Below are 24710 nucleotides of genomic sequence, written 5' to 3'. Positions count from 1 at the left end.
CCTCTACTCCTTCATCTTCATTACAGCATCAATGTATTGCACGGGGGAGGCCAGAACTTCACCAGCCTGAGATACATAGGTAAATACGAACTCTGCTCCGATCCCCATGGCAATCACGAGGACTAGCAGTCCTCCAGCTATAGCCGAAGCCCATTTCAGACTCACTTTAGGCTGATCATTCTCTGGTTCATTTCCCCAGAACGCCTGTCTGAACACCTTAATCAAGGAATATAGCACCAGGAAGCTTGATCCAAGACCAATAAGCGACAAGGTCAGCATGCCCGTATCTAAAGCTCCGCGGATAATCAGCACCTTGCCGGCAAAACCGCTGAGCGGCGGTATACCCACCAGGGCAAGCGTCAGGATGAAGAACATCCAGCCGATAAGCGGATACTTTTTAATCATGCCCCCCATGCTGTTCAGCCGGTCGGTTCCCGCAGCAGATATTATGACTCCGCCCAGAATAAACATGAGTCCCTTCGCCAGCATATCGTGCAGCAGATAGAAGACCGTTCCGTCCAGGGCATCCCTTGTTCCTGCCGCAAGTCCAAAGGCTACAAACCCTACGCTGATAATGACGTTGTAGTTCAGAATCCGGGGGATATCCTTGTAAGCCACTGCCCCCAAGCCACCCAAAATCATCGTCGCTGCCGCCATCCAGGCAATCCAGCTTTGGGTAAACCCAGGATCGTTTACAAACAGCAGAGTGAAGGTGCGTATAATCGCATATAGCCCAACTTTAGTCAGCAGTGCGCCAAACAACGCCCTGACCGCTGCAGGAGGTGCACTGTACGATCCCGGCAGCCAGAAGAACAGGAATAGCCCTGCCTTCAAGGAAAATACAATTAAAAATAAAACAGCAATTACGTTAAGCACGCCGCCTTGCCCTGCTTCAGCGATACGCTGGGACAAATGCGCCATGTTGAGCGTTCCGACCGCTGCGTAGAGATAAGCAACCGCTGCAACAAAAAGCGTCGAGGATACGATGTTTATAAGCAGATATTTTGACGTTTCCCGCAGCTGGAGCCTTGTCCCTCCGATTGAAATTAGCGCATAAGATGAAATCAGCATGACCTCAAAGAAGACAAACAAATTAAAAATATCTCCGGTAAGGAAGGAGCCATATACCCCGACCAGCAAAAACTGAAAGAACGTATAGTAATAGAACCGCTCCCGCTTCTCCCCGATACTGTGGAAGGAATAGAGCAAAATTGCAAAGCTGACGACCGATGCCATCGCCACCAGTAATACAGCAAACATATCCCCTACAAATACAATGCCGTATGGAGGAGCCCAGCCCCCCATCTGTAAGGTTTGGATGCCCTCAGAGTGAACACGAGTTACCAAAAGCAACGCAATCAGAATATTCAGCACTCCGCTAACTGCACTGATTCCGCGCTGGAGCCGTATCTTCTCTTTGAAGAACATCAGAATAACAGCTGTACATAGGGGAATCAGAATCGGCAGCACCAGTAGATTGCTCATTCTTTGTCCTCCTTGATGCTGTCTATTTCATCTGTACCGAGTGCCTGGTAAGAACGGTAAGCAAGTACGAAGTAGAAGGCAGTAACTCCAAAGCTGATCACGATAGAGGTTAGAATCAGCGCTTGCGGCAGGGGATCTACATAAGTGTCCGCTTTACCCAGAACCGGCGCTGAACCTTTTTTGAGTCCCGCCATCGTCAAAAGCAGCAAATGGACACCATGTGTCAGCAGGGAGGTTCCAAGTACAATGCGCAGCAGGCTTTTGGACAGGATCAGATAGACGCCTATAGTGAATAGAATCCCCACCGCCACCGCCATTAAGAGTTCCATTGTTTATCCCCTCCAATCGATAAAATGATGTTCATTGTGACACCCACCACAGCCAAATACACACCCAAATCAAACAGCACAGCTGTCGCCAGCTCTACATCCCCCAGGACAGGCAGATGAAAATGACCGAAAGCATGGCTTAAAAATGGGGCTCCAAAAATAAATGAACCCGACGCGGTTAAAATGGCGATCATCAGTCCTACTGCCGTTAGCAGCCGGTAATTCACAGGAAGCGCCTTGCGGACCCAATCCATACCGAAGGCAATCGCCATAAGAACAAGAGCGGCAGAGGCCATCAATGCCCCGATAAAGCCTCCTCCCGGATGATGATGACCGGCAAAAAACAGATAGAGCGAGAAGATCAGAATAATAAGAACAATCCCCTTGGACATCGTCTGCAGGATCACATCATTACTCCGCAAAGGCAATGCTGAGAGGGCTTTCCCCTGCTGCGGCTGCGGCAGATCTGCTTCCATTCTTAAATGGATCAACCCGTAGATCGCCAGGGAGGCGATCCCAAGCACCATGATCTCAAACAAGGTATCAAATCCGCGGAAATCTACCAGGATGACATTGACGACATTCTTTCCTCCGGCTAAGTGGTAGCTTTCTTTCAGGAAAAATTCGGAGATGGGTTCAAAGGGACTGCTGCCCATAGCAGCCAGAGCGATGAAGGTCATCGTAATGCCAACTCCTAGCGCGATAACCAAATTCGGCAGCTTAAAGCGCAGGGGCTCCTTCGGTTTCTTCAGCTTCGGCAAATACCGGAAACAGAGCAGGAACAGAATGACAGATACCGTCTCTATAATCATCTGTGTAAGTGCAAGATCGGGCGCCCGGAAAAGGACAAACAGCAGCGTCACCATATAGCCGGCAGCGCCGGTGAACAGGATAGCGTTGACCCGCGATTTGGCAAAAGGAACCGCAAATGCCGCCAGCAGCATGATGGCTACAACAACTGTTTCATAGAGGGACAATGGGGCATAGTGCTCCATCCCAAAACTAATTCCAGGTTCCCGCATCAGGACAGCGAGCAGCGCGATGATCATAAAGCTGAAAATGTACAGCAGGTAATGACGGTTGGAGCCCGTCATATAAGCGTCGGTTAAGCGTCTCGACCCTTTTTCCAGCAGGTGGACCGAACCGTCATACATCCGGTTAAGTACATTTCGTCCGCTTGCTTCACGGTCCAATACCCGCAGCCGGCCATAGCCCTTGTAGAGGAGTACACCGACTGTTATAACGCCAAGTGTCATGAAGATCTCTGGAGTCCAGCCATGCCAGAAATGAATGGAAACCCCGAAGGTTGCCCCTGGTGCCAGCAGACCGGTATGAATAGAAGCCACGGCCGGTTCAATCAGCGGAACGGAGACGAGATCAGGGAAGATGGCAAACACAACAGCAAGTGAAATCAGAATCACCGGTGACAGCAAAAGGCCGAGCGGCGCTTCATGAGGAGTTTTATCCAGCTTATCCTGCTTGAGCTTGCCGCCAAAGGTCTTAAAGACGAGAATCATGCTGTATACAAAGGTTAATACACTGGCAAGCCAGGCAATCACCGGAAAGACCTGCATCCAGAATCCCGAGCTCAGGATATCGAACCCGCGGATATTGAGTACAGAAGTGAAGAACATTTCTTTACTCAGGAATCCGCTGAACGGCGGCATTCCAGCCATGGAAAATGCTCCGATCACTGCCACGGAAAAGGTGACCGGCATGAGAGACATCAATCCTCCAAGCTTGCGGAGATCCCGTGTACCTGTCTCATGGTCAATGATGCCCACCACCATAAACAAACTGCCTTTAAAGACGGCATGGTTGATGAGATGAAAGAGGGCTGCCGTGGTAGCCATCGAATAGAAAATTGCTTCCTCTGTACCCGCAAAGAAGGCTGCTGCCGATCCGAGCCCCAGCAGAGACATGATCAAGCCCAGCTGGCTGATGGTGGAATATGCGAGCAACGCTTTGAGATCGGTTTGTCTAATCGCTTGAAAGGAACCGTAGATCAAAGTAAACAGCCCTGTCAGAGATACCAACCAGAACCACTCGGATTGCCCGGCAAACAGCGGAGTAAGCCGCGCCACCAGGTAGATCCCCGCCTTAACCATCGTAGCCGAATGAAGATAGGCACTGACCGGAGTCGGCGCCTCCATGGCATCGGGCAGCCAGATGTGGAACGGAAATTGGGCGGACTTCGTAAAGGCACCCAGCAGAATAAGCAGCATGGCCGGGATAAACATGGCGTTATCCGTTAAGGTCCCCGCCTGCGCAACAATCTCGCGGATACTATAAGTGCCGGTCATTACATAGAGCAGATTAAATCCGGCAAACATCGCTAGACCGCCGAATACCGTAATCAGCATGGATTTCATCGCACCATAACGGGATCTCTCCCGGCGGTGCCAGAAGGCGATGAGCAGGAATGAGGAAATACTGGTAAGCTCCCAAAAGCCGTACAGCACCATCAGATTATCCGACAGGACGACACCCAGCATCGCTCCCATGAACATCAACAGATAAATATAAAACTGGCGGATCCCCTCACTCTGCTTCTGAAGATAATAAATTGAATAAAGCACGACAAGCGCTCCTATCCCGGTGATCAGCAGGACAAAGATCAGGCTTAGCCCATCCAGAACCAGTGTGATGTCGATTCCAAGAGACGGCATCCAGGAGACACTATCCACCAGTTTGTCCCCTGACTGAATTGCCGGAATCTTTGTTAGGAAATATAGAAAAAGAGCCGCAGGCAGGGGCAGAACGATCCAGCCCATGTGAAAGCGCAGTTTTTTTCTAATCATCAGCATCAGCGCAGCCAGTACAAATGGAAGTAAGTTAACAACATGCAGCATGGCTCAGCACCCCCCTTTTTGATTAATTTTGTATACTATTCCCCTTAATGCGGCTTAACCCATTCATTCTGTACTATCCTCAAATACTGTGCCTCACCGTTTTTAACGACTTTAAACAGACCGGTATTAAAATCCGTATCCAGCTCGCGGAAAAAAACACCCTTCACCGGCTCACTTCCGGCAGCATCCTCCGTAAGGACATAACGGCCGCCATCTTTGACCAAATACGCGGTAAATCCTTGTTCATGAGTCTGCTCCAGCAGCTCGGGATAACGCTGAACGGCCACAATATGCAGATCAGTGGGGCCGAGCTGTTCCATCAAATCATTGATGAAGCTACCGCGGGTAATCTCCTGCCAGAGGGTTTGACTCGTTTGTCCAATTACAATCTGGGTGATGTTCTTTTCCCTGGCGGTCTCCACAATGACCTCAACCGTTTTTTTTCCATTACATTTGCGGTTTAAAAATTGTCCACCAGCCTCTTTCGTCTGATTCTCCCAACCGGAAAGGTATTGCTGTTTCTCGCGGTTATACTCATTGTCACCGGCTGAATCCACAGTAAGCACAGTCAGAGGGGCATGCAGCAGTCTGGCCAGCTGGCTTCCTCTTTGAATCAACCGCTGCCCGTGAGGACCATAATGCACACACACCATGATGCTTTCATTATTCATTTCCATCCCAAAGGCTCCTCATCAGTCAATTTTTCCCAATAAAAACACACAAAAGGAGCCCGCTGTTGGCAGGCTCCTCCGTTTCATTACATATACAATTAGATTAATTATATAGTCATCGAAGGAGAATGTAAAGCTGAACAGGTTTAGGATTAGATCGTAACTGGAATAATTATTCCCCTTATAACCAATTCAAATTCTCCTCTTCCTCAATTATTCGAAGGAACATCCCGAACCAGTTTGCTGGTCCACGCATTCAGGCCACCCGTCATGTTCACTACTTTATATCCTTTTTCATGAAGCAGCTCACATGCCAGACCGCTTCGATTACCGCTGCGGCACATAATGATAATCTCCTGTGCTGGTTCCAGTTCCTCGCGCCGTTCCATCAGCTGGCTTAGCGGAATATGCTTAGCTCCTTCTACATGTCCCTCCGCCCACTCCACGGATTCCCGGACATCCAATAGATTAAGCGGCTTGCCTTGCTTCAATTGTTCAACTAGCGCTTGAGGTGTAACTGCTTTTGGAATTTGAAATGCCATTTATATGCTCTCCTTTGTTTAATTGACTGTAGTTGGTGATGAAGGTTGTTTCATTATTACTTATACCCCTATGGGTATTATAATGTCTTGGCGTTACCTAATCAACACTCTATTTCTCGAAAAGATTTATGCCCAAAGTTTAAACTCATTCCATTAGGTTGTAACCAGGAGCTTTCGCGGTCAGTAATGAAAAAAGAACCCTGAGGATTCAGGATTCTTCATATGTTGAACTCGATATTTAATAGTCACAGCATTTGTATTTATCTGCTTTTAACAAGCAGCTCTACGGCCTCTTTCACCATTTTACCGGGATCATAATTACCATTGGCTTGTTCCTCCAGAATACAATGCTGGAGATTCTCCGCAACGATCTGAGCAAGCGCTCTGTCGGAGGCGTTCCGGACAGCAGACAGCTGCGCTACTACCTCCTTGCAGGACTTTCCTTCATCCATTAACCGTAGCACGCCGCGAATCTGTCCTTCAATTCTCCGTAAACGTGTTTTGATTTCATCGGGATAACTGTATTCCATAGCTATTCATCTCCTCTTAGTTACTATACCTGTATAGGTATAGTATAGATCAAAAGAGGGGATAGTACACGCTAAATGTCCTGGCTTTTTGTACGCATAGCGTTGTCGATCCGATAGCCGTTCCCCTTTGGTAAAGTGATGAAGATGAAGAAGCCTATCAGAAACAGCGGGATAATCGCTAAAATGCTGTAACTTGCTTCACCCGTAAGCGTCGTAGTCAGTGACATCACCGCAGGGCCGAGAATGGCCGCAAACTTACCAAAGATATTATAAAACCCGAAGAATTCATTGGAATTCTCCTTTGGAATAATCTTGGCAAAATACGACCGGCTAAGTGCCTGAATTCCGCCTTGAGCCGATCCGATCAGCGCCCCTAGAATAAACACATGCCACACAGAGGTGATGAAGAAGGCCGCGATACAGGAGATGATGTAAGTGAAAATTCCAGCAATAATCATCCTCCGGGCGGAGTAAGTTTTGGCCAGATTGCCGTAGAGGATCGCGCACGGAAACGCAATAATCTGGATAATAAGCAGAATCCCCAGCAGCGTAAAAGTATCCAGAGCGTCCGTGCCCAGAACGGAAGTGGCATAAGGTACTACCATTTTGATGATGGTATCCACTCCGTCAATATAGAAGAAATAGGCGAGCAGAAATACAAATACAATTTTGTGCTGGCGGATGTTCATAAAAGTGACGGCCAGTCGTTTGAAGCTGTTCACTATCGGCTTAGGTTCAGGCTCAATATAATATCTCTGCTTCACGTCCCTGATCATAGGCACAGTTAGCAATCCCCACCAGAGTGCGGTTATGATGAACCCGATCTGATAACCGACAGCCTTGTCCATCCCCATCACAAATATCAGCACCAGGCTGATCCCGAAAGGAATGACACTGAAGATATAACCGAACGCAAATCCTCTTGTGGATACCTTATCCATCTGTTCATCACTAGTAATATCCACCAGGAAGGAGTCATAGAAGATATTGGACCCGGCAAATCCGATCGCTGACAGAATGTAAAAAGCAATCAGCAGCTGCCATTGCCCGCTATCCGGTGAGATAAAAGCCAGTGAAGCCGTAGCCAGTACGCCGACCGCAGCGAAAAAAATAAAGAAGCGCTTCTTCCGGTCCTTATAATCCGCTATCGTCCCTAAGATCGGGCTGAGAACCGCTACTAAGATGCTGGCAATGGAATTAAAGTAGCCCAAATCCATACTGCTGTCTACATTCGTGAACATTCCGAATACAATCGGCAGCAGCGCCGTAGTCACCGCCATCGAGTAGGCTGAATTGCCGCAGTCATACAGAATCCAGGATTTCTCCTCTTTACTCAGCTTCATCTAATCTTCTCCTCTTATAACCAATTGTTTCAGTTATATCACGCGAACATATGAAGCATGTTAAAGCGATGTTAAATCATAGAGCCCGTTTAGTTAAACTTTCAGTGAAAGCTAATTTTATTACTGTCGCTTCACTCTCTTTCTTATAGAAGATACTACCAGGAGAAGCAACGGAATCGCAACCATATTCACCGGCAGCACGTATCTGATCCAGACACTTTTTAACAGAAGTCCGGCTGGAGGATTTAATGTAATCACCAGCATCGTGAGGATGAACGTTAACGGAGCCACGCCCCAGAGGACTTTTTTCCAACTGCGGGTCTTTCCGGTCCACTGTGCGGCTCCATAGCTGGTAATGAACATGACGATGGACAGTTTAACAAAGATAGAAACCAGCCACACAGCCATCACAAAAATATCCATATTCTGAATAAACTCCATCAGATAGACCAGCTTAACCATCTCAAAAAAAGGAAATTGCAGCCGTCCGCTTACTTCCGGACCGAAGGTCATAATGACCCACAGAACGCCAAGCAGCAGCAGTACCGCGGAGAAGGCTACTGCCAGGAGCAGCGCCTTTCGTGTTTCTTTTCCGGGATGCTCCACAAAGGGGAACAGCATCATGAGCAGGACAGCTTCGCCCAGCAGTGACACCGGTGCAAGCGCTCCTTCCACAATCGGCCCGAACCCTGTATCTGCATATACAGGCAGGAGCATTGGCCAGTTGAGATTATTGGCGGTTAAACCAAAAGTGAGCACAAGAATAACCATCAGGATGGGTCCCCATAGCTCACTGACCCTGCCGATGGCTTCAATCCCTCCATGGTACACGGTATAGAAAACGACGCCAATCATGGTCCCGATGATTACCCAGGCAGGTGTCTTATAGAGGACATTCAAGCGGATGAATAAGAATTCGTCACGCAGAATCAGACTCATCACCCAGAACCACTGAAGGAAAAAAGGGATGACTATCAGCTTACCGGCCCATTTTCCCAGAATCGCCGCACTATACTCTATCAAGGTCTGCCGGGGATACCGAGAGCTGAGCTTGGCGGCAACATAAGTAATGACCAGCCCCATGACTCCAGCCAGAATATAGGAGATCCAGGAATCCTGCTTGGCACTCTGAATCGTTGCTGTCATCGTGATCAGCAGGTTGATTCCGATCTCCAGCATCAAGATCATCCAGAACAGCTGCCGGTTATTGATCTTCAACTACTTCTCACCGCCTTCTCTCGTAGGGAGCAGGGATTCTCCTGTAAGCCCCGTTCCGGTCAGATTTAGCTTGACGGTGATGTCCAGCTCCATGTCCGGAAATATCGTCTCCCAGTCAGCAGCAAGCTTCTTCCAACGGTAAGGATGGCGGCGGTGAATCGTATCTCCGAGTCCAAAGATATCGCATTTGAAGTCCTTTTGCACTTTCGTGACGACTCTTCTGATCTTCTCTTCAAGATATTGGTTCATCCGGGCTTCTACTTTCTTTACATTTGCCGGTTTAGAGAGATTCAGCGGGGAGTTATTTTCTTCAATAAATCCCTTGCCCTCCAGCTGAATCCGGAAGCTTGGCTGATCGCCTCTAAAAATGGGTGTAATTTGGCTTTTGAAGGTATCCACACTTACACTTACAGTCTTCCCCCGACTTGCTCCGGATAGGGCATCCGATGCTGCTCCGCCTGGTTTATCCGCATCGACCGAATTGATAATGGTAGTAAAACTCCGTAATGCCAGCTTGTTTGCAATCCATAGTCTGACCCAGTATTCATCATATTTCAGGTATCCTGCCAGCTTCAGCTGACTGTTAAATACAGCCGCACCGTATATCCCGAGAGTCGTTTGCGGCGGGCTGTCATTCTTGCTCTTTTTGCCGATGTTTACTTCCGGCTGCAGAATGGTGAGCGCAGGCATTATCCCACAACCGGTGCCGTTGGCCGAGATGAAAAAATCCAGCAGTGACCGGCTTATCGGCGCCCCGCTCTTCTCTTGAATTTTCTGCACAGCAATCGCCGGATTGGTCTCCAACTGGTAAGCCAGACTCATCGCCTCCTGCGCAGTCCCCTTCCTGACGACAAAAATATTCGCCCTCGGGCGGACCATCGGACTTCTGCCATACTCGTCCAGGATAGAAAAAACACCCTGCTCCGCCAGCTTCTCCCCGATAAAGATGTTCCGCCGGTGCCCCGGGAAAAGCACCCGCGATAACTTTCTTTGCATATTCTGTTCAGCATCCCTGTTATTTTTGCCGTAAGCACTCTCCGTCATGAACCCGGAACGGCCCCCCTGTTCCCCGCCTTGCTGCCCTCCCGATTTGGAAGCAAGCGGAAGCACCAGGTTGGCTGTCGCCAAGTACTCTCCATCCTCCATCAGATCCATGCCCCAGCCCAGGATAATAGCCTGGTCGTTCAACTCTTGACGGTCCCAACATCCGGTGAGAATAAGCGACATGGCGACGGAGATCACGATTACTTTCCTGAACATACGCCCATATCCCTTTCCTGCCTGTTATTTGGTACGTTTGGGGAAGCGTTCGGACTTGCCCTTGCTCTTGGCCAGCCAAGGCAGCAGCCTGCGCATCCTTGGTTTGGGTGCACGTACAAGCACATCGTTCAGATTGCCGGGTGCCATGGGTGCATAAGGTGCCATGTAAGGCACGCCAAAGGGCTTCAGCGTCACCATATGCACCGAAAGCGCGATGAGAAATAAAACGATCCCGTAAAATCCAAGTACTCCGGCAGCGACCAGTAAAGGGAATCTGAGCATCCGGTAGGCAGTTCCGAGGTTATACAGCGGAAAAGCAAAGGAGGCGATTCCCGTCAAAGAAACGATAATAACCATAGGGGTGGATATAATTCCGGCAGCAACTACCGCTTGTCCAATAACAAGTGCTCCGGCAATACTGACCGCAGGACCAACCTGCTGTGGCAGCCTGAGCCCGGCTTCGCGCAGTCCCTCAAAAATAAACTCCATAATTAGAGCCTCAATAACTGCCGGCAGAGGAACCCCCTCCCGTGCTGATGCAATACTGACTACAAGCGGTGTTGGAATAACCTGCAGATGGTAGGTCGTCAATGCCACATACAGGGAGGGAAGCAGCAATGAAGTGTGCACAAAGGTATACCTGATCCAGCGCACAAAGGTAGCGTAAATATACCTGTCTGTATAATCGTCTGCAGCCTGAAGGCCGGACCAGTAGGTCATCGGTACAATAAGGACAAACGGTGTATTATCCGTGATAATAATTACCTTGCCTTCAAGCAGACTGGAGACTGCTACATCGGGCCGCTCTGTATTCTGAATCTGCGGAAAAGGCGAGAACACATTATCCTCAATAAATTCTTCGATATTGCTGGAATGAATAATTCCGTCGATTTGGATTTTCTGCAGACGGGCTCTCACTTCTTTAACCAGACTTTCCTTTACAATACCCTCCATGTAGCCGATCACAATATCCGTTTCAGTGACATTGCCGAGTGTCATGCTCTCCAGCTTCAGCTGGGAGGAACGGAGACGCCGCCGGAGTAGGGAGGTATTCGTCCGAAGTGTCTCCATGAACGCATCCCTCGGACCGCGGACAACCTTCTCCGAGGTGGGTTCCTCAATCGCACGTTTCTCCATCTTGATCAGGTCGGCTATCATCGCAAAAGCATTGCCCTCCGTTAATATTGCTGTTTCACCGCGTAAGACTGCTTTGATGACTTCCTTCGTTTCGTATACAATGCGAATTTTCAGCGTCGGAATAAAAATCCCTTTCAGTTCAACCTCTCTGCCTTCATCCACCATAGAGCTTCTGCGGAAATGCTCAATTAACGGCTGCAGTACAAATTCATCCACTGCCTGGACATCGCACATCCCATCCACATAAATAAGTGTCGCCCGGTTAAGTCCCCCGATGCTACAATTCCGGTACAAAATATCTGAACAATTCAAGAACTCCAGCTGCATTCTCTCTACGTTATACGCTAGATCCGGATACAGCATTTCTGGTAATCCTTGGTTACTGGTTGTGGTTGTTTGCTGTTCCATGCGGCATCCCCCCATGATGGTATTTGCTGTAAAAGAGGGAATTATGCATCGTTCTAAACTATTCCTGATTTAAAACTAAAGCTGCCCCGTTTGCAGAGTTCTCTGCAACGGGACAGTTAGGAAAGGAGAGAAATCAATTAAAGCGCTTTCAATCAGAGGGGTGTAAATGATTTGTAGGATTTTTTCTCAGAACCAAATGGCAAGAAGCGCCATAGCGCTTCTGTTACCAAATGGACTGCATGTTCCATATTTCCATAGATTTAATAAGCGGCTCTCCGTCTCCCCAGATCTCCAGCCCCAAGGCATCCTTCCGGCTCGGATACACACGGGTCGTCAGGCTTTTTAATCCGTTGGCATAGGCTTCGACCATGGAGCGGTCCAAATAGATGTGAAGCTTCAGATTCTCTCCCGGAAGCTCCAGCTTACCGCCTTGGACCCCTCTGCACCTTTCTCCCGGATGCAGTGTCGTTTTCGTCCGGTCAACCAGGAGCATGGCTTCATTAAAATCATAATACAGCAGCGTCTCTTCTTCTCCATCCGGTGTGCAGCGGACCTTGATTCCGAGCTGCCGGGCACTGCCCCGCTCCAGTTCTAATTGAATCTCAAGCATATCACCCTGAACAGCCTTGAGGAGATCATTTGCTTCGGCCAATGACTTGTCCCGGAACGATAACCGCTTCTCGCCGCGCAGCGATTGCAGCTCCTGAACCGGCTCGATGCCCAGCCGTCCATCCTCCCGCAAATACACGCTTAACGGCAAGCCGCCGTTATGGGCCCAGCCCGCTTGGTATTCCAGCTCGGATGTGCGGTCACCCTGCGCGATTGTAAAGATGATATTTCTGCCCGTCTTCGGATCCACCATGCCGCTAGGACCGGTAAAATGGAAATCACCTACATCAATCAATTGAGGTTCCTCCTGATCCGGGAGGAAGGACAGATTGTGCTTGTCCAGCTGTCCGATCCAATAGTACACCTCGACATCGGCGCCTTTTCCTACAGGACTGACCAGCAGGAGATACTTGCTCACACCTTGCTTGTCACTGCCAAGGGGAAGAAATACAGGTAGCTCCCATATCGGCCCAAGATAAGGGAACTGCTGAATATCCGCTTCAAAGAATGACCCTTTGTACGTCCAATTCAGCATATCCTGTGATTCAAATGCCAATGCGGCTCCGCCACCGCCTTCAATCCCCGAACCGACCAGTGCATACCAGCCGTCTTCATCCTTCCATACGAAGGGATCGCGGAAATCTCCGAATGCGCCCATTCCCTTCTTTTGTACGATGAGCGGCTCCGGATGTTTAATCCATTGCACCAGATCCGGGTCTCCATCCTGAGCATAAGTGCTCCGGGCAAGCGCAACACTCTGATTCGGAGAAGCACTGTCATTTCCCGCCGTAAAGAACAGGACAGGCAGTCCGTCTGCATCATAAGTCGCGCTTCCCGACCAGATTCCGTCGGGTGCCAGCTGATCTTTATCCGGTGCCAGGGCTACGGGGAGATCACGCCAGTGGACCAGATCCTTACTCACCCAATGTCCCCAATGAATATGATAAAAGAACGGACCCAACGGATTATGCTGATAGAACAGATGATATTGCCCGTCAAAATAAACCGGCGCATGAGGTTCGTTCATCCAATGAGCAGGCGGGCTGACATGATACTGCGGTCTATGCCGGTCCGACAGCAGTGGTGTCCGGTCCAGCCTGATCTCCTCATATGGCACTTGCGGCCGGGCACCTCCATGTCCGGAATCCAGCACCTGCCAGTAAGAAGCAGCCACTTCCTCTGCACTTAAGGCCCGGTTATAAATCTTCAGCTCATCGAGGATTCCGCTGAACATCTGAAGGCTAAAGACTCCAGCCAGCAGGCTGCTGTGATTATTCTTGCCGATGAGCAGCTCCGTGCCCGATGCCTCTGCAATACTGGAACCGCGGGGCAAGTCAGTTGAAGCAATCTCACTGCCGTTCAAATACAGCTTGAGTTCGCCCCCGTTGCCATCGAACACAGCATTAACGTATGACCATTCGTTCTTGGGCAGTTCATAACCATCCGGTGACCATAGCTCCTTCCACTCTCCTCCTTCCAACCCGACCTGGAAGGACCAGGAGCCGTGCCGGAACAGGCCAAGCAGATAACCCTGCTTGCGCTTCATATTGTGGCGGTTCACTATAGCAGTCAGCTTGCCTTCATGGCCTAAGTCGTAGGAGCGCGGAGCTACCCATACCCCGATACTAAGAGCCGATAGGGGGTTATGCCCGCCTCCCGTCTCTTCTTCATGGACCGGATGGACGATCGCGGTAGAATAACCGTCGAACAGAAGTCCGCTTCCCGAGACTCCCTGTCTCCACTGCGGACCGGACCATTCGGTAAACGCTGCTTGATTGAATACGGACTGTATCTCGTCCCGGACCTGGGATACGCTCTCCAGGGTGCTTACTCCGCTGCCTTCATCAAAGGCCCAATGCATCATTAATCCTTGGTCGCCGTTCATACGGCTCATGCCTCATTCCTCCCTCCACCTAGAATATGGATCGGTTCAAGCGTATGAATCTGAAGCGAATCCAATACAGCTTCTCCAGATTGTGTACTTACTTCAACTCTATCCATTGGAGCATCAAGGAAAATTTGATCTGTCAATACAACCATTCCATGATCTGCGTACACTTCCACCGCATTGCGGTCCACCCAGATCTGCAGCTTGATCTTTCCATTCTTCGAAACCATTTTGGCACCGTGCTTGCTTGCAAATGAAGGGTGGAAATCCGTCACCCCTGAATTGGAACGGTCGATGAACAGCCACTCCTTAGCAGGGTCGTATCCGATAACAATCTCACTCAGTCCGGAGGATTTCAGCCTAATATGAAATTCACTACCGGAGCGGAGATCGATATCCGCTTCGATTTCCAGCAGATCTTCATTCATTTTCTGTATAAAAGGGGCTGCCGGAGTAACTGTGATTCCACTCCAGCTCATGAATTCCTTGCGCAGCTGCTCGACTTCCCGGACAGGTGCTTGAATCAGAACTACATTTCCGTCTTTGCTGGCCAGTGACAATACGCGAGGAAGCGTCATGGCACCTCTCCAGGAACCAGTAGGGGTCTCGTTGGCATATTTCCAGTTGCTCATCCATCCGATCAATATCCGGCGTCCATCCTCCTGAGGGACATCCGACCAGGTAACCCCCGCATAGTTATCTCTGCCATGATCCAGCCACAGGATATGATCGGCCGGATTGTCATTCACAAACGTATTTCCGTCGAACTCCCCGATAAAATATTGCGTTCGTGATCCTTCCGGACAGTTCGGATTGTCTCCAATGCTAATAATGAGTACCCATTTGGTACGCCCGGTGTTATCCACCGGCAGCTCAAACAGATCCGGGCATTCCCACACACCGTCGTGGGACCCTTCTCCTTTACCGAATTCACCGGTCAGCGTCCATTCAAGCAAATTGGGAGATGCATAGAACCGTGCGTGGTCTCCCGCAACAATTGCCATAATCCATCGCTCGCTTTGCGGATGCCAGAACACCTTCGGATCCCGGAAGTCGATCAGATCATCCTCGGCGAGTACAGGATTCCCGTCATACTTGTGCCAAGTCTGTCCCTTATCGCTGCTGTACGCCAAGCTCTGCCGCTGCCGCGGCTGGCCGGTTACCGGATGGGTATCGGCATGGGTAAAAATCGCGACGAGTCCATGGGAATCTACGAACAATCCGCTGCTATTCTTCCAGTCCACTACACAGCAGCCGGAAAAAATAGCTCCATGCTCATCCGGGAACAAAGCAATAGGCTCATGCTGCCACTGAACCAGGTCTTTACTTATAGCATGGCCCCAGTGCATAGGACCCCACTTATTGCTATATGGATGATATTGATAGAAGAGATGATAGCTTCCCTCATAATAGACTAATCCGTTTGGATCATTAGCCCAGTTAGCGGGGGGTGAGAAATGAAACCCCGGTCTGAAACGATCGTCATTATTCTGTTGATTGGACTCTATCATCCGGGTAATCTCATCTGTCGTCGGCATGGACCCAAGAGCCCCCTTCCGTGTGGTTACTAACGCTCCGCCGGCATTGGCAAAAGTCAGCATACTAATCATTTGCTGGCTGGTTAGTTCGTGCAAAGAACTTCCGTTTTCGAGAATTTTATATAACAGGCAGCCCAGAAAAGCATCACCGGCTCCTGTCGTGTCGATCGCCTTAACCTTAAACCCCGGCACATACCCATCCTGACCAGCCAAACGGTAATAGCAGCCTTTATCTGCCAAAGTGACGACAATCAACTTGATATCGAATTGCTGCTGCAGCTCTAGTGAGCCTTTTTCAACATCGCTGGTCCCAGTGATAAAAGAAAGCTCTTCTTCTGATATTTTCAGAATATCGGCATAATTCATGCCCCAAAAAATATTCTCTCTGGCTTCCTCCCTGTTCTTCCATAACGCAAACCGGATATTAGGATCGAATGAGAGCAAAACTCCTGATTCCTTAGCCTTAAGCACTGCTGTCTTGGTTGCCGTACGGGCGGGTTCATGGGTCATGGACAATGAGCCAAAATGAAGAGCCTTGCAGCTTTCGATCCGCTCAAGCGGGACATCCTCCGATTGTAAGAAGGTATCTGCTCCCGGCTTCCGGAAGAAGCTGAACGAACGGTCTCCTATATCATCCAGATGAACAAAGGCCAGCGTTGTACTCGCTTCCTTCGTATAAGAAACCTCTGACACATCCACACCGCTGCCTAGCAGGGTATTGTGCAGCAAGGAACCGAACTGATCCTCCCCGACCTTGCTAATGAGTGCAGATTTGGCACCCAACCGCGATAGGGCAGCAGCTACGTTAGCCGGAGCCCCTCCCGGATTGCATTCAAACTGCTCGTTACCCCCTGCCGAACGGCCTGCCGGAGTAAAGTCTATCAACACTTCTCCTATAGCGATAACATCAAGCACAGTTTCTCCCCACCTATCATCTATTTAATTATTTTTTCAGATTTGCATTATAACGATCCAGGCCGGTTTGATAGATTTCCATAAGTTCCTTCAGGCCCATTTTATCCAGTGTCTTCAGATAGCTGTCCCATTCCGCATCGGTACCGCCATCCACAATGAATCTTCCTCTTTGGGTATTTACATATTTAATCAGTTCAGGTTCAATTTTGTTGATTTTATCCAATTCCTCTGGTTCAAAGAAGATATTCGGATAGTTTTCCTTCTCCATATAGGGATTGTAGTATTGCTCCAAATCCTTGGCACGCTGCTGGGCCCGTGGCTCCATATCTACAACTTTTCCGAAGTCATCGAAGGTAATGACACCCGGTGCACCCGATCCCGGAGCAACCTTTTGACGGAATTCACCTGCTGAGGTTCCCTCAGGAAGCGGCAGATTCACCAGTTTTCCGTTTTCATCCTTCTTGTACACGATGTCCAGCGGGCCCCAGTGGATTTGGGCAGCCATGTAAGGTTCAAACTGCTGGTCGACCCAGCGCATGGTGATTTCAGGGTTGCTGTTCTCTTTGGTAATCACAAAAGATCCGCGTCCCGGGCCGCCGCCATTGGCACGTCCAATCGTTTGATCCCCATTCGGTCCTTTGAGCGGAGACAACAGAACATAATCCTTGGCACGCTCGGTTCCGACAACTTCTTCGATTTCCCACCAGACGAAAGATCCCAGCGTCTCATCGGTTGTTTTACCCTTGGCCAGATACTGTGCTGCGTCCTGGGTGAAGGATTCCGGATCAATTAGACCCGTTTTGTACCATTTTTCATGGAAATAATTCAGAGCTTCCTTATATTCAGGCTGAGTCGCGGTAAAAATAACCTTCCCGTCACGGACGACCCGGTGCTCCAGATTATCTGGCAGGCCGAAAGCCCCGAATAGTCCGGCAATATCCATACACCACTGCATGTGCATGAAGCTTAGCGGGATCTCATCCTGCTTCCCGTTGCCATTCGGATCCTGAGTTTTAAACGCCAGTAGAGCTTCCGTATATTCATCCAGTGTTTGCGGTACCTTCAGCCCCAGCTTATCCAGCCAGCTTTTATTAATGACATGGAAGAAGGGATTGGTCCCCAGATTATTCTCTTCAAAGGATGGCAGCCCGTAGATGTGTCCATCCGGTGCTGTGATTGAGGATTTGATATCAGGACGGCGGTCAAGAAGCGCTTTCAAATTAGGCGCATATTGATCGATTAAATCCTCCAGCGGAATAATAGTTCCGTCCTTGCCATAATTAATTAACTCGTAATCAGTGAATCCAGCCGCATAAAAGGCATCGGGCAAATCACCGCTCGCAAGCAACAGATTTTTCTTTTCTGCATAATCGGTGTCAGGGATATTTTCCCAGTTAATTTTTACGTTCGTATCTTTCTCCAGCCGTTTGAAAATCTCCATCTCCGAGAATTCCGGTGCCAAGGCAGCCTTCGGGGATACCATTCTTAGAGTCACTGCGTCTTTAACAATCGGAAGACCGGTTTGATTAAAATCCGCTTTCTGATTGCCAGACTGGTTATTTGCCCCGTTGCCATTGCCCGAACATCCGCTTACCGCAAACGCTCCAGCCAGCATTACGATTCCAGCACCTTTGAATAAAGATTTCATTAGTACATAACCTCCCCTTATTTCGTTCCATAAGCGCAAATCAGATGTTTCTTCCTAAGCATTGATATTTTGTACATCACCTCCTTTCAAGACCGTGCCAGATTCACCCCTTGATTGAGCCGATCATTACACCTTTCACAAAGTACTTCTGCAGGAAAGGATATAAGATGAGCAGCGGCAGACTCGATACCATGATGACACCGTATTTGATCAGCTCCGTAACGCGCATCTTCGCTGCATAGGATTCCACATCGATCATCATGCCGGAGTTGACCTGATTCTGGACAAGGATGTTGCGAAGCACCAGTTGCAGCGGGTATTTGCTCTCATCGTTCAGGTAGATCAAAGCGTCGAAGAAACCGTTCCAGAAGCCGACCACATGATACAGCACCATTACAGCCAGAATGGACTTGGATAAAGGCAGAACGAAACTCCAAAAGAATCTGGTGTTGGAACATCCGTCTATGGATGCCGCTTCCCACATTTCATCCGGTATGGATGACTGAAAAAATGTCCTCACGATTATCACGTTAAATACGCCGCCTGCTCCCGGGATGACAAGTGCCCACATCGTATTCAGCATGTGAAGGTCCTTGATCAGCAAATAGGTTGGAATCAGCCCTCCGCTGAAGAACATAGTGACCAGCAAAAACCACATAATTATAGACTTCCCGGCCAGGTCTTTACGGGCTAACGGGTAGGCCGCAAATACAGTCACAGCTACTCCAATTAAGGTTCCCAGCGTTGCATATAAAATTGAATTGGCGTATCCGATCCATATAGAGGAGTCACTGAAAATCCGCTCATAGCCATCAAACGTAAAGCCTTTCGGAAACAGCCAGACTTCCCCTGAGTAGATATTGTTGGGATCGCTGAATGAGGCCACCAATACAAAGTACAACGGGTACAATACGAGCAGCATAATGAGGGTGAGCAGAATATAGTTGATAATGTCAAACCACATGTCTCCTCTGCTCTTCCGCTTCAATAATTGATTCAAAATGTTTCCTCCTTACCACAGACTGGTTTCTGTCATTTTTTTAGCAATACGGTTAACGGTGAAAATCAGGATAATATTGATGAAAGAGTTGAATAGGCCAACTGCCGTAGAAAAGCTGTATTGAGCCTTCTGAATCCCCATTTCATACACATAGGTTGGAATAATATTGGAGGTGGCATAATTCAAATCGCTCTGCATAAGGAACGCTTTTTCGAAGCCAATGCTCATAATATTACCGAGTGCCAGAATCAGCAGAATAACGATCGTCGGCAAAATGCTTGGAATATCCACAAACCATACACGCTTCCATTTGCTCGCTCCATCCATAATGGCGGCTTCATGCAGCTCGGGGTTGACACCGGCAAGAGCAGCGAGGTAAATAATGGTTGCAAAGCCTGTTTCCTGCCATATCCCAGACAAGATATACAAAGGCCGGAACCAGCCCTCATCGGCCATAAAAAGAATAGGCTGACCTCCAAACGAGGTTATGAGGTGATTAACGATACCGCTGTTTGGTGACAAAAAAACATTCAGCATGCCGACAAGCACAACAGTAGAAATAAAATGCGGCGCATAAATCACGGTCTGTACAAATTTCTTGTAGGATTTGCCCAGCATCTGATTCAGCATGATTGCAATGATGATGGGAGCCGGGAAGCCAAATAATAACGAAAGAAAACTGAGTGAGAGCGTGTTCGTGATGATGGTCCAGAAGTTATAGGAATCAAAAAAATCTACAAAGTGCTGGAAGCCTACCCATTCACTTCCCCAGATCCCCTGACTTGGTGAAAAGTCCTTAAAAGCGATCTGCACCCCGTACATCGGATAATATTTAAATACAAGGTAAAGAATAATGATCGGCAGTAAAAACAGGTATAGCTCATAGTCGCGTCTGACCCGGCTCCATCTTTTACGACCTGGTTTGATCATGGAATGATCCGCCCCGCTGGTTCTTGAATTCACTCTTAAACTCCCTTTCATGTAAAAGTATTCATTCATTTTGAAACGTTTCCAATTAATATTGAAACGTTTCCAATTCTAGATAAGAAAAACCTCAGTTGGGTTCTCAAATATTCATGAGCTGATGTTTTTCCGGTTCAAAAGGGATCATGTCGTTTCACCCTGCTTAAAAATAACAGGGATACGATACACTTGCTTATCTAAAGGGATGTCATCAATCTTGTTATAGAGAAGTCTGATGGTCATGCGGGCCATCTCTTCCACCGGCTGCCGGATCGTGGATAGTATAGGATGAAAATAAGGATTATCCTGAATGCCATCGTAACCGATGACCTTAACATCCTCCGGGACACGTATACCCTGGCGGCGTGCTCTTTCAATATAGTTGGCAGCCAACATATCGGTTATTGCAAAAACGCCATCCACATCGTGATACTTATTTAGAAACTCATTGAAATAGGCCTCGTCATCCACTATGGGGTCCGGTTTCTCATAGATAACATATTCGATTCCCAGAGCTTGTGCCTCATGAATGAAGCCCTCTCTGCGGTTCATGGTTTCACTAAATACAGCAGTGACACTCCCCATAAAAGCCGGCTTCCGGGCACCCGCTTTCACAAGTTCCCTTAATGCAAGACGGCCTCCCTCAAAATTATCCGAAGTGACGCAGGTGATTTTCTTATTGAAGTGTCTATCAATGCTTACAATCGGAATATCATTGCTTACATTATTCTCGATATCATTGTAGGTTATGCCAACAATACCAGCCACTTTATTTTGCCGGAGCATATCCAGATAATACAGTTCCTTCTCGGGCTTACCGCCGCTGTTGCATAGCATAAGCTTATACCCTTCCCGGTCCAATTCATCCTCGATGTAATAAGCCAACTCGGAAAAAAAGGGGTTCCAGATACTGGGGAGCAGCAAGGCTACCATCTTGGACTTCTGCATTTTGAAATTCCGGGCCACTTCATTCGGAAAGTAATTCAGTTCTTGAATGGCTTCCTCTACTTTTCTGCGTGTCTTTGGTTTTACGGCGCCAGAGTTGTTAATGACTCTGGACACGGTTCCTACAGCAACGCCGGCTAAGTTGGCTACATCTTTAATGCTTGTCATTTAACACCCCCGAACTCTCTTATGAAAATTATATTATCACCAAATTGGAAACGTTTCAATAGTTAATTTGGAAACGTTTCAAAAATTTATAATCAAAGCTACTATAGTTGCTTTGATTACCTTCCTTGGTTGGATAAAACGCAAACAGTCCCGGTGAATGAAAATCTCACCGGGACTGTTTGCGCAGTTTTACAGGCTATGAAATTTTTGAGAACGAACTTATTTTAAGTTCCTAATATCAACCGCAACGGCTATACCCGCAGTTGCTGCAGGTCTTGCATCCTTCAATGTTCACCAGCGAGGCACTGCCGCAGGATGGGCAGAGGTCGCGGGACGCGGTCGAATGGCTGTGCGCCGAATGGCCGCCATGACCGTCATTCGTAGCAGCGGCAGCAGGACTACTTGATTTCAGCTCCGCGCTGAGCGCTTCATTGAAATCAAGCTCCAGGGTGGCTGCGATTGGCGCTGCCACGTGGTCATCCTGTGCGTTGTTCAGCACATGGGTTTCCAGGGCTTTAGCTACGGCGTCGGCAATGGACTCGACGCGGTTCGCACCGAAGCCGATAGCGCCGGACCCGCCGATGCCCTTGAGATGCTTGATCAGCAGCTCGACCTTCTCGCCGTGGTCACCGTAACGCAGGAACAGCGAGCAGACACGGCCGAGGGCTTCCGCCATGGCGAAGACGTCGGAGCCGGCCTTGCCGACATTCAGGAAGATTTCAGCCGGAATGCCGTCCAGATCGTTAATGGTGATATACGCCATACCGAATGGCGTGTTGATCTTATAGGTAGCGCCGCGCAGCACCTGCGGGCGCTTCTTGTATTGTTTGTCCACCACATTGGCTTGTGGTGCAGGGCTTGCTGCTACAGTTGTAGGTGCTGCTGCTACTGGAGCTGCTTCTTCTGCAGCAGGTTCTGCTGCTGGTGCATCCTTCTTGTCTTCCTTCTTCGAAGTTTCCAGCACCTGCACATCGCGGCTGCCGTCACGGTAGATCGTTACGCCTTTGCAGCCCAGATCAAAGGCCATTTCATACAGCTCGGCTGTCTCTTCGACGGTGAAGTCGGACGGGCAGTTGGCTGTTTTGGAGATGGAGCTGTCCACCCAGCGCTGTATGGCTGCCTGTGCCCGGATATGGTCTTTTGCCGACAAATCCATGGAAGTCACGAAGTACTCAGGCAGCTCTTCACCCGGATGGGCTTCCAGCCACTCCTGGGCAATCGGTACGAACTGCTCGTCGTAGCCGAGACGGCTCTGGCGGAAATATTTGAAGGCAAAGTACGGCTCGATACCAGTCGAAGTGCCGACCATTGTGCCGGTGCTGCCCGTAGGCGCCTGTGTAATCACGGTAACGTTACGCATGCCATGCTTGCGGATCGATTCGCCGACTTCCGGATAGACCTCGGTAATATTTCGCATAAATCCGCTCTGCAGATATTTCTCGGCATCAAATGCCTGGAAGGAACCCTTCTCGCCTGCGATTTCCGCCGAAGCCAGGTACGCTTCGCGGGCCATGAAGCCGTAGAGCTTGTCCAGGAACTCAAGCGATTCCGGGCTGCCGTAACGGATGTTCAGCTTGATCATCAGCTCGGCCAGACCCATAGTGCCCAGACCTACGCGGCGTTCCAGCTTCTGGTTCGCTTCATTCTCAGGGAAGTGGTAAGGCGTCTTGTCGATAACGTTATCCAGGAAACGGACAGAATAGCGGGTCGTTGTTGCCAGATCTGCCCAATCCACATCATGATTCTCCGGATCGTAGAATTTGGAGAGGTTAACGGCAGACAGATTGCATACGCCCCAGCCCGGAAGACCCTGCTCACCGCACGGATTCGTGCAGATAATCGGGTTGAAGTACCAGCTGTTGGACATTTGATTGTAATATTCCATGAACACTACACCCGGCTCAGCCGATTTCCAGGCCGATTCAATAATCGTATGCCAGACATCACGCGCTCTGACGGTACGGTAAGGAATAACCGCACGGCCGTCCGCTTTCCATTTATCCAGATCCCCGTCCCAGATTGTATCGTAGTCAGGGTCCGTTGTATCCGGGAAGACGAGCTCCCAGTCCAGATCCTCTTTGACTGCCTTCATGAAGGCATTGCTCACGCATACCGACAGGTTGGCATTGGTCACCTGGCCCATCGTCTGCTTCACAGTAATGAAATCAACTACATCCGGATGCCAGTCATTGATCATCAGCATCAGTGCGCCGCGGCGGCTGCCGCCCTGCTCAATAAGTCCCGTTGTGTAACTGAACAATCCGCCCCAGGATACTGAACCGCTCGACGAGCCGTTGACGCCTCTTACGATTGCACGGCGCGGACGCAGCGAGGACAGGTTGATCCCCACACCGCCGCCGCGGGCCATAATTTCGGTCATTTCCGAAAGGGTCTGCATGATGCCGCCGCGGCTGTCTTTGGGCGAAGGCACAACATAACAGTTAAACAGGGTCAGTTCTTCACTTGCCCCTGCACCTGCAGCAATCCGTCCGCCCGGTACAAGCTTCCAGTCATCCAGAATCGAACGGAACCGGCCTGTCCATTCTTCCTGCAGTTCAGGTGTTTTCTCTACAGAAGCCATGGCAGCGGCCAGACGGTCCCACATTTCTTCCGGAGTCTTCTCTATATTAAGCGTCAACTTTTCTACATCCGATTGCACCAGTTCCCCGCTGCGCGTCTTGACGGTAACGATCCGGCCGTTGCGCTCGACAATCTCCCCTACTTCCTTTGTCGGAAATTTGGGATCATCTTTGGTTAGAACCAGCACAACATCGCCAACCTTGGCATTGTTGCTGTCGGCATCCTTCCAGGCATAACGGTCCAAAAATATTTTCTCACTTAGCCCTTCAAGGCGCTGCTTGCGTTCCACTGTACTCAATAGAAAAACCTCCCGGTGTGTAATATGTAAATCTTCCGCTGCATGTAGTAATGTGGAGTCCTCTTGTCAATATCAAATAACCGCCAAAAGCCCTCCGTAAACAATAATTTCAAGCTTTTGTAACAATATATTGTGTGAACCAGCTTTTCAACTATACCACATATTGTATCGAAGTTCTTTTTCGAAAAAGGAAGCCTTATCGCAAAAAATCAGCATTGAGCCCCTTTTTCTCACTTTTTCTCGCTTTTTTATCAGATTCGGCACGAAAAAAAGACCCTAAAATCAGCACCTCTGCTCTACAAGAATACTTTGTATATAGAGCGTGAACTTAAGAATGTTAGCATTGCTTCATTCTTAAGTTCATCTTACAAGTTATGAATTCT

17 protein-coding genes are annotated in these 24710 nt (G+C 49.1%); all 17 read right to left on the bottom strand.

Annotated elements, in window-relative coordinates; genetic code table 11:
* Positions 1 to 3: 3 nt before the first annotated feature.
* Positions 4 to 1485 carry a Na+/H+ antiporter subunit D gene (locus tag JRJ22_RS10070; protein ID WP_206104321.1) on the bottom strand — a complete coding sequence of 494 codons (1482 nt, stop codon included), beginning with the start codon at positions 1483 to 1485 and terminating at the stop codon, positions 4 to 6.
* Positions 1482 to 1814: a Na(+)/H(+) antiporter subunit C gene (locus tag JRJ22_RS10065; RefSeq protein ID WP_206104320.1), complete on the bottom strand. Its 333-nt coding sequence runs from the start codon at positions 1812 to 1814 to the stop codon at positions 1482 to 1484. The genes JRJ22_RS10070 and JRJ22_RS10065 overlap by 4 nt, the downstream gene beginning before the upstream one ends.
* Positions 1802 to 4666 carry a Na+/H+ antiporter subunit A gene (locus tag JRJ22_RS10060; RefSeq protein ID WP_206104319.1) on the bottom strand — a complete coding sequence of 955 codons (2865 nt, stop codon included), beginning with the start codon at positions 4664 to 4666 and terminating at the stop codon, positions 1802 to 1804. Before JRJ22_RS10060 ends, JRJ22_RS10065 begins: the two co-directional genes overlap by 13 nt.
* 44 nt (positions 4667 to 4710) lie before the next feature.
* Positions 4711 to 5343, bottom strand: coding sequence for a universal stress protein (locus JRJ22_RS10055; protein WP_206104318.1), 633 nt, complete (start codon positions 5341 to 5343; stop codon positions 4711 to 4713).
* A 203-nt stretch (positions 5344 to 5546) separates the two neighbouring features.
* Entirely contained in the window at positions 5547 to 5879 is a 333-nt protein-coding gene (locus JRJ22_RS10050) for a rhodanese-like domain-containing protein (protein WP_206104317.1), read from the bottom strand.
* Between the two features lie 260 nt (positions 5880 to 6139).
* A complete protein-coding gene (locus JRJ22_RS10045; protein ID WP_206104316.1) occupies positions 6140 to 6409 on the bottom strand; it encodes a metal-sensitive transcriptional regulator in 270 nt (89 codons plus the stop codon).
* A 71-nt stretch (positions 6410 to 6480) separates the two neighbouring features.
* A complete protein-coding gene (locus JRJ22_RS10040) occupies positions 6481 to 7752 on the bottom strand; it encodes an MFS transporter (protein ID WP_206104315.1) in 1272 nt (423 codons plus the stop codon).
* Positions 7753 to 7872: 120 nt separating this feature from the next.
* On the bottom strand, positions 7873 to 8970 hold the full coding sequence (locus JRJ22_RS10035) for a GerAB/ArcD/ProY family transporter (RefSeq protein ID WP_206104314.1): 1098 nt from the start codon (positions 8968 to 8970) through the stop codon (positions 7873 to 7875).
* Positions 8971 to 10230 (bottom strand): Ger(x)C family spore germination protein, encoded by a 1260-nt coding sequence (locus JRJ22_RS10030; protein WP_206104313.1) that lies wholly within the window; start codon positions 10228 to 10230, stop codon positions 8971 to 8973.
* 24 nt (positions 10231 to 10254) lie between these two features.
* Entirely contained in the window at positions 10255 to 11775 is a 1521-nt protein-coding gene (locus JRJ22_RS10025; RefSeq protein WP_206104312.1) for a spore germination protein, read from the bottom strand.
* Between the two features lie 223 nt (positions 11776 to 11998).
* On the bottom strand, positions 11999 to 14278 hold the full coding sequence (locus JRJ22_RS10020; RefSeq protein WP_206104311.1) for a GH32 C-terminal domain-containing protein: 2280 nt from the start codon (positions 14276 to 14278) through the stop codon (positions 11999 to 12001).
* Positions 14275 to 16725 carry a PfkB family carbohydrate kinase gene (locus JRJ22_RS10015; protein WP_206104310.1) on the bottom strand — a complete coding sequence of 817 codons (2451 nt, stop codon included), beginning with the start codon at positions 16723 to 16725 and terminating at the stop codon, positions 14275 to 14277. The genes JRJ22_RS10020 and JRJ22_RS10015 overlap by 4 nt, the downstream gene beginning before the upstream one ends.
* Before the next feature lie 28 nt (positions 16726 to 16753).
* Positions 16754 to 18373, bottom strand: a complete 1620-nt coding sequence (locus JRJ22_RS10010; RefSeq protein WP_206104309.1) for an ABC transporter substrate-binding protein — start codon at positions 18371 to 18373, stop codon at positions 16754 to 16756.
* A gap of 103 nt (positions 18374 to 18476) precedes the next feature.
* A complete protein-coding gene (locus JRJ22_RS10005) occupies positions 18477 to 19373 on the bottom strand; it encodes a carbohydrate ABC transporter permease (protein WP_206104308.1) in 897 nt (298 codons plus the stop codon).
* Positions 19374 to 19385: 12 nt separating this feature from the next.
* Positions 19386 to 20354, bottom strand: coding sequence for an ABC transporter permease (locus JRJ22_RS10000; RefSeq protein WP_206104307.1), 969 nt, complete (start codon positions 20352 to 20354; stop codon positions 19386 to 19388).
* A gap of 126 nt (positions 20355 to 20480) precedes the next feature.
* A complete protein-coding gene (locus JRJ22_RS09995; protein ID WP_206104306.1) occupies positions 20481 to 21449 on the bottom strand; it encodes a LacI family DNA-binding transcriptional regulator in 969 nt (322 codons plus the stop codon).
* 238 nt (positions 21450 to 21687) lie between these two features.
* Positions 21688 to 24327, bottom strand: a complete 2640-nt coding sequence (locus JRJ22_RS09990; RefSeq protein ID WP_206104305.1) for an adenosylcobalamin-dependent ribonucleoside-diphosphate reductase — start codon at positions 24325 to 24327, stop codon at positions 21688 to 21690.
* Between the last annotated feature and the right edge of the window lie 383 nt (positions 24328 to 24710).

The sequence above is a fragment of the Paenibacillus tianjinensis genome, from assembly GCF_017086365.1.
GTDB lineage: Bacteria > Bacillota > Bacilli > Paenibacillales > Paenibacillaceae > Paenibacillus_AQ > Paenibacillus_AQ tianjinensis.
The sequence above is the reverse complement of the archived record's forward strand: the minus strand, read 5'-3'. Positions and strand labels throughout refer to the sequence as shown.